Source organism: Streptomyces sp. H27-H5 (genome assembly GCF_026627505.1).
Lineage (GTDB): Bacteria > Actinomycetota > Actinomycetes > Streptomycetales > Streptomycetaceae > Streptomyces.
This window is the reverse complement of sequence record NZ_JAPNLK010000180.1, coordinates 1-8318: the sequence shown is the minus strand read 5'-3', so window position 1 is coordinate 8318 and position 8318 is coordinate 1. Positions and strand designations below refer to the sequence as shown.

The following is an 8318-nucleotide window of genomic DNA, read 5'->3' as shown; positions in this document are numbered from 1 at the left end:
ACCTGGAAGACCTTGGAGAACCCGCCACCGGCAGCGGCCAGCCGGAAACCCACCCTGCCCAAAACCGGAAACCCGCCCCGAAAACAATCACACCGCGTGACCAGAGATCACGCGGTGGATCGAGGCTCATTGGGTGGCCGCACGAAAGGGAATCCGGAGCGCGGGCTACGCTTCATGGCGTGAAGGTCCTCGTCATCGGCGGCGGCGCCCGCGAACACGCCCTGTGCCGCTCTCTGTCCCTCGACCCCGACGTCAACGCCCTGTACTGCGCTCCCGGCAACGCCGGGATCTCCGAGGTGGCCGAACTGCGCCCGGTCGACGCCCTCGACGGTGACGCGGTGGCCCGCCTCGCCGTCGAGCTCGGCGCCGACCTGGTCGTCGTCGGACCGGAGGCCCCGCTGGTCGCCGGGGTCGGCGACGCCGTCCGCGCGGCCGGCATCCCCGTCTTCGGCCCCTCCGCCGACGCGGCCCGACTGGAGGGCTCCAAGGCCTTCGCCAAGGACGTGATGGCCGCGGCGGGGGTTCCGACCGCCCGCAGCTACGTGTGCACCACCCCGGAAGAGGTGGACGCCGCCCTCGACGCCTTCGGCGCCCCGTACGTCGTCAAGGACGACGGCCTCGCCGCCGGCAAGGGCGTCGTGGTCACCGACGACCTCGCCGCCGCCCGCGCCCACGCGCTGGCCTGCGACCGGGTCGTCATCGAGGAATTCCTCGACGGCCCCGAGGTCTCCCTCTTCGCCATCACCGACGGCGTCACCGTCCTGCCCCTCCAGCCCGCGCAGGACTTCAAGCGCGCGCTCGACGGCGACGAGGGCCCGAACACCGGTGGCATGGGCGCGTACTCCCCGCTCCCCTGGGCCGACCCGAAGCTGGTCGACGAGGTCATGGCCTCCGTGCTCCAGCCCACCGTCGACGAGCTCCGCCGCCGCGACACCCCCTTCTCGGGGCTGCTGTACGCCGGCCTGGCGATCACCTCGCGCGGGGTTCGGGTCATCGAGTTCAACGCCCGCTTCGGCGACCCCGAGACCCAGGTCGTCCTCGCCCGCCTGCGCACCCCGCTCGCGAGCGTGCTGCTGAACGCGGCCCGGGGCACCCTGGACACCGAGCCGCCGCTCGCCTGGCACGACGACGCCGCCGTCACCGTCGTCATCGCCTCGCACAACTATCCCGAGACCCCGCGCACCGGGGACCCGATCGAGGGCCTCGCCGACGTGGCCGCGCAGGACGCCCCGCACGCGTACGTGCTGCACGCCGGAACCCGCCTCGCCGGCGACTCCGTCGTCAGCGCGGGCGGTCGCGTCCTCTCGGTGACGGCGACCGGTTCCGATCTGGCACAGGCCCGCGAGAGGGCGTATAAGGCCGTCGCCCGCATCCGCCTCGACGGTTCGCAGCACCGCACGGATATCGCGGCGAAGGCCGCCGAAGGCCGCTGAACAGCGGAACGACGTGAACGCGGGCCCGGGCGCACTCTGCGCGCCCGGGCCCGCGCGTGCGACTGCATCCGGCCGCGTTCGAACGCACCCACCTTTACCCAAAGCCATTCCATCGGGTGATGGTGGCCCGGACCGCCTGACTGTCGCGCCGGCCCCAACTAGGGTGCGGCGCAAGCACTCCGGCACATGGCCCACCGGCATTGCGATGTCGGTGGCGGGTGTCACAGTGGGGGAGTGAGCAAAGCCGCCGCAGGGCAGAGGGGGTGAGGTCCGGCCGTGTCCGGAACCGGTTCGATCGCTGAAGTCGGGACGCCGTCCGCGCGTTCCCGAGCCCTCGCCGTGCTGCGGGTCCGCAGCAGGGCGCTGGCCCTCGCGCTGCTGCCCGCCGCCCTCGCGGTGGTGCTCGTCACCGCCCGGATGACGGGGCGGCTGCCCGGTGACCCCTGGCCCGCGGTGACCCTGACCGTCTGCGTGGTCGCCGCCCTGGTGCTGCTGGTCGGCGGGCTCTTCGCCGCCGTCGTGCAGCGGGCCGGCCCCGCCGTGACCCCGACGGTGCCGCTGTCCGAGACCGCCGCCCCCGATCTGTACCGGCTGGTGCGCGACCTCGCCGACCGGATGGACGTGCCCGCGCCCTCCGCGATAGCCCTGACCCCGGACTGCGACAGCTGGCTGGAGGACCGCACCCACCCCGCCCACCGCCGCGCCGACACGGCCGCCGGCCGCCCCGAGTCCATGCCCGGCGCGGCCCCCGTGCTGGTGATCGGCTCGCCGTTCCTGTGGTGGATGCGCGTCGCGGAACTCCGTGCCGTCCTCGCGCCGGTCGTCGCCGGCACGGGCCCCTCCGCGCACCCCGACATAGCCGACGCCCGGGGCTTCGTACGAGGGCTCGACGCCGCCGTGGACGTGGGCGCCAGGCCCGGCCTCGGCTGGATCGCCCCGCCCGCCCGGCTGCTGCTGCGGCTGTGCCGGGTGGACGCCGCGGAGATGGAGCGCGGGGTCGCCGCCGCCGCCTCGGACCGCGCCCACGGCGTGGACTACGGGCTGCGCATCGTCGCCCAGGAGCAGGTCGGGCTGGCCTACGCGGGCTGGGACCGGCTGCTGACCCGGGTGGCCCTGCCGGCCTGGCGGATGGGCCGCTGGCCCGCACGCCTCGACGCCGGCGTCGTGTCCGCGCTGACCGAGCTGTCCCGCCGCGACCGCCTCGCGGACGGGTTCACCTCCCGGCTCGGCGAGCGCCCCGCCTGCGATCTGCTGGAGCAGCCCGGCGCCGTCGACGAGGCCGCCTCGCTGCTGGCCGCGCGGCTCTTCCACGGCGGTCCGGCCGAGGCGGGCCCGGACTGGTCCCCGGTCGACTGGGCCGCGTACCCGGAAGAGGTCGTGGACCGGAAGTGGCGCACGGAGGCCGCCCGACTGCACGCCGTCCTCGACGGGCTGGCGGCCGCCGCCGCCCCCACCGTGGAGCGGGTCATCGCCTTCCTCACGGACGCCGTCCCCGCCGGGGAGTCGCTGGCGGGCAGGCTCAGCGGGGACCTCGCGCGGGAGGAGTCCGGGCCGGACTCCGTGGCGCGGACCGCGGACGCCGTGCCGCTCTTCCCGCTCCAGGCGCCGCGCAGCGGGCGGGACCTGCTCGCCGACCACGTGACGGCGCTGGTCTGTTGCGCGGCGGTGGACTCCGCCGGGGCCGCGCCGGGCCTGGACTGGCTCGACGGCCCCGTCCTGCTGGTCGGCGGCGCACGCCGCTCGGACCTCGCGCCCCGGGTGCTGTGTCTGGTCGAGGACGGCGACCCGGAGCCGCTGCGGGACTGGCTCCAGGAGATCGGCGTCCGCCCGGAGAAGCCGGTCCGGCTGGTGTGAGGCGCGGCAGGCACCGCCCGGGGCCGCGCGCCCGCGCGCGCTCCCTCGCCCCGGATCCGGCGCCGTCGCCTGCCGGCCACGTGACAAGGCTTTTTCGCGACGAACGGTGACGGAGTGCGCGCGTTATGTGATGTGCTGGGGTCGACGGATGCACGTTCGGGGGAGCGAGGGAGGGGAGCGGGATGAGTGCGGACCAGATCCGGCGGTGGGAATCAGGTGCGCTCGCGCACGCGGTGAACGATCCCTTCGGGCAGGGACCGCTGCCCTGGTTCCGGGGGAGCGAGCTGTACTTCGACGACACCGGCCAGGTCGTCCCCTGGTACGTCGACCCCGCCGTCGCCCCCGGCCAGATCCCGCGCGCCCGCAGCGGCGGCGGCCCGCTCACCGCCGATGACGTCCACCGGCAGATCAAGGGCTTCGCGTCCACCGGAGCGGTCTCCCCCGGCGAGGCGATCGACTTCCACATCACCGTGGACCCGCCCCAACAGTTCTCCGTCGACATCTACCGCATCGGCCATTACGCGGGTGACGGCGCCAGCAAGATCCACTCCAGTCCCCGGCTCTCCGGCATCGTCCAGCCGGCCCCGCTCACCGCCGACCGGACGGTCTCCTGCCACCACTGGTGGCTGTCCTGGCGGCTCCAGGTCCCCTCGTACTGGAACGTCGGCGCGTACGTGGCCGTCCTGACGACCGTCGACGGCTACCGCTCCCACATCCCCTTCACGGTCCGCGACGACGAGCCCGCCGACCTGCTGCTCCTGCTGCCCGACATCACCTGGCAGGCCTACAACCTCTACCCGGAGGACGGCCACACGGGCGCGAGCCTCTACCACGCCTGGGACGAGCAGGGCCGTCTCCTCGGGGAGAAGGACGCCGCCACCACCGTCTCCTTCGACCGCCCCTACGCGGGCGCCGGCCTGCCGCTCCACGTGGGCCACGCCTACGACTTCATCCGCTGGGCCGAGCGCTACGGCTACGACATCGCCTACGCCGACACCCGGGACCTGCACGCCGGCCGCGTCGATCCCACCCGCTACCGGGGCCTGGTCTTCCCCGGGCACGACGAGTACTGGTCGGCCCCCATGCGCCGCACCGTCGAGCGCGCCCGCGAGCACGGCACCTCGCTCGTGTTCCTCTCCGCCAACACCATGTACTGGCAGGTCGAACTGGCCCCCTCCCCGTCCGGGATCGAGGACCGGCTCCTCACCTGCCGCAAGCGGCGCGGACCCGGTCGCCCCAGCCTGTGGCGCGAGGTCGACCGCCCCGAACAGCAACTGCTCGGCATCCAGTACGCGGGGCGGGTCCCCGAGCCCGCGCCCCTGATCGTGCGCAACTCCACGCACTGGCTCTGGGACTCCACCGGCGCCTCCGAGAACGACGAGCTCGACGGACTGGTCGCCGGCGAGGCCGACCGGTACTTCCCGCGCACCCAGCTTCCCGAGCACCAGGACCGCATCCTGCTCGCGCACTCCCCGTACCTCGACAGCGAGGGCGCCAAGCGCCACCAAGAGACGTCCTTGTACCGGTCGCCCAGCGGAGCCTGGGTGTTCGCGTCCGGCACCTTCGCCTGGTCCCCGGCACTCGACCGCCCCGGCCACGTGGACGAACGGATCCAGCGGGCCACGGCCAATCTTCTCGACCGGATCTGCAAACACGACTGACACGCCCCCCGACCGGCACCGGCACGGGCACCCGACCGACACGGCACCTCGGTCGACGCCGACGCCGACACCCGTTCCCCGACCGACACGGCATCCCGCACCCGACCGACGCGACGGGCCGCGCCCCCCTGGCGAGGGCGCGCGGCCCGGTACGGGACAATGGGACCGCGCTCGTACAGAACCACAGGGAGACCCCGTGTCCGGATTCGTCGAAAAGCCCGAGCCGGCTCAGGTGCCGGGCCTCGTCCACCTCCACACCGGCAAGGTCCGCGATCTCTACCGCGACGAGGACGGCAACCTCGTCATGGTCGCCAGCGACCGGATGTCCGCCTTCGACTGGGTCCTGCCCACCGAGATCCCGGACAAGGGCCGGGTCCTGACCCAGCTCTCCCTGTGGTGGTTCGACCAGCTCAAGGAACTCGTGCCGAACCACGTCATCGGCACCACCCTGCCCGCCGGCGCCCCCGCCGACTGGGCCGGCCGCACCCTGATCTGCCAGAACCTCGACATGGTCCCGATCGAGTGCGTGGCCCGCGGCTACCTCACCGGCTCCGGCCTCGCCGAGTACGACCGGACCCGCACGGTCTGCGGACTCGGCCTGCCCGAGGGCCTCGTGGACGGCTCGGAGCTGCCCGGCCCCATCTTCACCCCGGCCGCCAAGGCCGAGGTCGGCGAGCACGACGAGAACGTCTCCTACGAGGAGGTCGCGCGCACCGTCGGCACCGAGACGGCCGCGCTGCTGCGCCAGGCCACCCTGGCCGTCTACACCCGCGCCCGGAACATCGCCCGCGACCGGGGCATCCTCCTGGCCGACACCAAGTTCGAGTTCGGCTTCGGGGCCGACGGGACGCTGGTCGCCGCCGACGAGGTGCTGACCCCGGACTCCTCGCGGTTCTGGCCGGCCGACCAGTGGAAGCCGGGTCGCGCCCAGCCCTCCTTCGACAAGCAGTACGTCCGCGACTGGCTGGCCTCCCCCGCCTCCGGCTGGGACCGCACCGGCGAACTCCCGCCCCCGGCCCTGCCGCAGGAGGTCGTGGAGCAGACCCGCGCCAAGTACATCGAGGCGTACGAGCGGCTCACCGGCCTGACCTGGACCGAGAAGACCGGCCGCTGAACCTCCCGTCTCCCCGGCCCGCCGAGCGGGCCGGGGACACCGAGAGCCCACGAACACGAAGAAGCCCCCCGGTCCGAGGACCGGGGGGCTTCTTCGTACAGAGCGGACAACGCGACTCGAACGCGCGACATCCACCTTGGCAAGGTGGTGCTCTACCAACTGAGCTATGTCCGCATGCGCCGTAGCGCGGTACCCACTATACCCAACCTCGCCGGCGTGCGAGACGCACTGCCGTGTGCCGGTTCTCGGCCCCCAGCTTCGTCGCCGCCGAGGACAGGTAGTTGCGCACCGTTCCCTGCGTGAGCGAGGCCCGCTCCGCGATCTCCGCGATCGGCGCCCCGTCCGCCGCGAGTTCCAGTACCTCCGCCTCCCGGGCGGTCAGCGGGGAGTCCCCCGCGCTGATCGCGTCGGCGGCCAACTCGGGGTCCACGTAACGGCCTCCGGCGTGCACGGTCCGGATCAGCTCGGCCAGTCGCTGCGCCGACACCGTCTTCGGCGCGAAGGCCCGCACGCCCGCCGCGAGGGCCCGCTTGAGGTGGCCGGGCCGGCCGTGACTGGTCACGATCATGACCTTGCAGCCGGGGAGTTCGGACCGCAGCGATGTGGCGACACTCACACCGTCCGCCCCCGGCATCTGCAGGTCCAGCACCGCCACGTCCGGCCGGTGCGCCCGGGCCATCGCCAGCGCCTCCGGCCCCGACGCCGCCTCCGCGACGACCAGCAGATCGTCCTCCAGGGCCAACAGCGCGGCCAGGGCGCCGCGGATCAGGTGCTCGTCGTCGGCGAGCAGTACGCGTACGGGGTTCACGCCCGCACCTCCAGTCGCGGGTACGGGGTTCACGCCCGCACCTCCGGTCGTGGGCGCGGGGCTCATGCCCGCACCGTCAGTCGTTGTTCGGGGATCCGCGCCAGCAGCCGGAACCGGCCGCCCTCGGAGGGGCCCGCCGACAGCGTTCCGTCGACCACCGCGAGGCGCTCGCGCAACCCCGCCAGCCCCGAACCGGGCGGACCGGCCGGCAGCTCGGGGGCCCCGTCGTTCTCCACCAGCAGGGTCAGCGCGCCCGATCCGTCGGCGGCCTCGGCCAGCCGGATCAGGCAGCTCTGTGCGTCGCCGTGCCGCAGGACGTTGGTGGTCGCCTCCCGGACCACCCAGCCCAGGGCCGACTGCACCTCCACGGGCAGGGCCCGCCGGGCCTCGAACTCGACCCGGCAGTCCATCCCGGCCGCGCTCAGCACCCCGCGCGCACCCTCCAGCTCCACCGCCAGGTCCGCCTCCCGGTAGCCGCGCACGACGTCCCGTACCTCGCGCTGCGACTCGCGGGCGATCCGCTGGACCTCGATCATCTGCTCCACCGCCTCGGGACGACCGCGCCGGGCCAGTTGTACCGCCAGCTCGCTCTTGAGGGCGATGACCGCCAGGTTGCGCCCCATCACGTCGTGCAGGTCCCGGCCGAACCGCAGCCGTTCCTCGGCCACCGCGAGCTGCGCCTGGAGCTCCCGGGCGCGGTCGAGTTCGTACACGATCCGCAGCAGCCACGCCGAGAAGCCACAGGCGAGGCTGAGGAACAGACCGCTCAGCAGCACCCCGATGGCATACCCGACGCCCTCCTGTACCGGCAGCCCCACGGCGACCACCGTCAGGCCGGTGGCCACGGCGTGGGCCGGCGCGACCCCCCACATGTGCCGGACCTTCTCCAGGCACATCACCAGCGAGCCGGAGGCGAAGCAGGTCATGCCCGTCACCAGCATCGGGGCGACGGTCTCGTCGACGTGCCCGGTCCGGCGCAGGACGAGGACCGCGACACATCCGAAGGCCGTCACGGCCACCGTCGCCACCGCCACCCACACGGGCCGGTCCCGGCGCCCCACCAGCCAGTCCAGCGCCCGGGAGGAGAGGAACCCGACGAGCACGGAGTGCACGCACATCAGCACCAGCAGGCCCACTTCGGCGGAGCCCGGCACGTCCCGCGGGCCGAGGACCAGGCCGCCGAGTCCGAAGGTCAGGATCTCGATCGCCACGAAGAGGTGGAACGACCAGCGTGTGTACAGCTCGACCTTCCCCGCGCTGCTGCGGTTCTTCCACCACCCGGTCAGCTTCGACACGGTTCCCGCCCCCGACTTCGTTCGCGTTGCCTAGTGCAGCGCGTCGCAGGTCCTTTGCCGGTTGGGCGTGGCTGGATTGGTGACGCTGTGTGAGCGCGCAGGCATCCTGCGGGAAGCGGTCCTCGGACGACCCGGCTTCGGTCCGGCACACGG

At 73.5% G+C, this 8318-nt stretch carries 6 protein-coding genes and 1 tRNA gene; 4 read left to right on the top strand and 3 right to left on the bottom strand.

The window, feature by feature from the left end; all coding sequences use genetic code 11:
* The first annotated feature begins 179 nt into the window (after positions 1–179).
* The 4 genes from purD to OTB19_RS40630 all read left to right on the top strand — a co-directional run bounded on the left by purD (position 180) and on the right by OTB19_RS40630 (position 6062).
* On the top strand, positions 180–1433 hold the full coding sequence (gene purD, locus OTB19_RS40645) for a phosphoribosylamine--glycine ligase (RefSeq protein ID WP_267803881.1): 1254 nt from the start codon (positions 180–182) through the stop codon (positions 1431–1433).
* Between the two features lie 276 nt (positions 1434–1709).
* Positions 1710–3287, top strand: coding sequence for a hypothetical protein (locus OTB19_RS40640; protein ID WP_267803880.1), 1578 nt, complete (start codon positions 1710–1712; stop codon positions 3285–3287).
* Between the two features lie 182 nt (positions 3288–3469).
* Positions 3470–4948 (top strand): N,N-dimethylformamidase beta subunit family domain-containing protein, encoded by a 1479-nt coding sequence (locus tag OTB19_RS40635; RefSeq protein ID WP_267803879.1) that lies wholly within the window; start codon positions 3470–3472, stop codon positions 4946–4948.
* Between the two features lie 196 nt (positions 4949–5144).
* The gene (locus OTB19_RS40630; protein WP_267803878.1) at positions 5145–6062 is read left to right on the top strand and encodes a phosphoribosylaminoimidazolesuccinocarboxamide synthase; all 918 of its coding nucleotides are present in this window, start codon (positions 5145–5147) and stop codon (positions 6060–6062) included.
* A 101-nt stretch (positions 6063–6163) separates the two neighbouring features.
* Here OTB19_RS40630 and OTB19_RS40625 read toward each other — a convergent pair.
* From OTB19_RS40625 to OTB19_RS40615, 3 genes are all read right to left on the bottom strand, one after another.
* A tRNA-Gly gene (locus OTB19_RS40625) sits at positions 6164–6236 on the bottom strand.
* Between the two features lie 22 nt (positions 6237–6258).
* Positions 6259–6870, bottom strand: a complete 612-nt coding sequence (locus tag OTB19_RS40620) for a response regulator transcription factor (protein WP_267803877.1) — start codon at positions 6868–6870, stop codon at positions 6259–6261.
* Positions 6871–6932: 62 nt separating this feature from the next.
* Positions 6933–8165, bottom strand: a complete 1233-nt coding sequence (locus OTB19_RS40615) for a sensor histidine kinase (protein ID WP_267803876.1) — start codon at positions 8163–8165, stop codon at positions 6933–6935.
* Between the last annotated feature and the right edge of the window lie 153 nt (positions 8166–8318).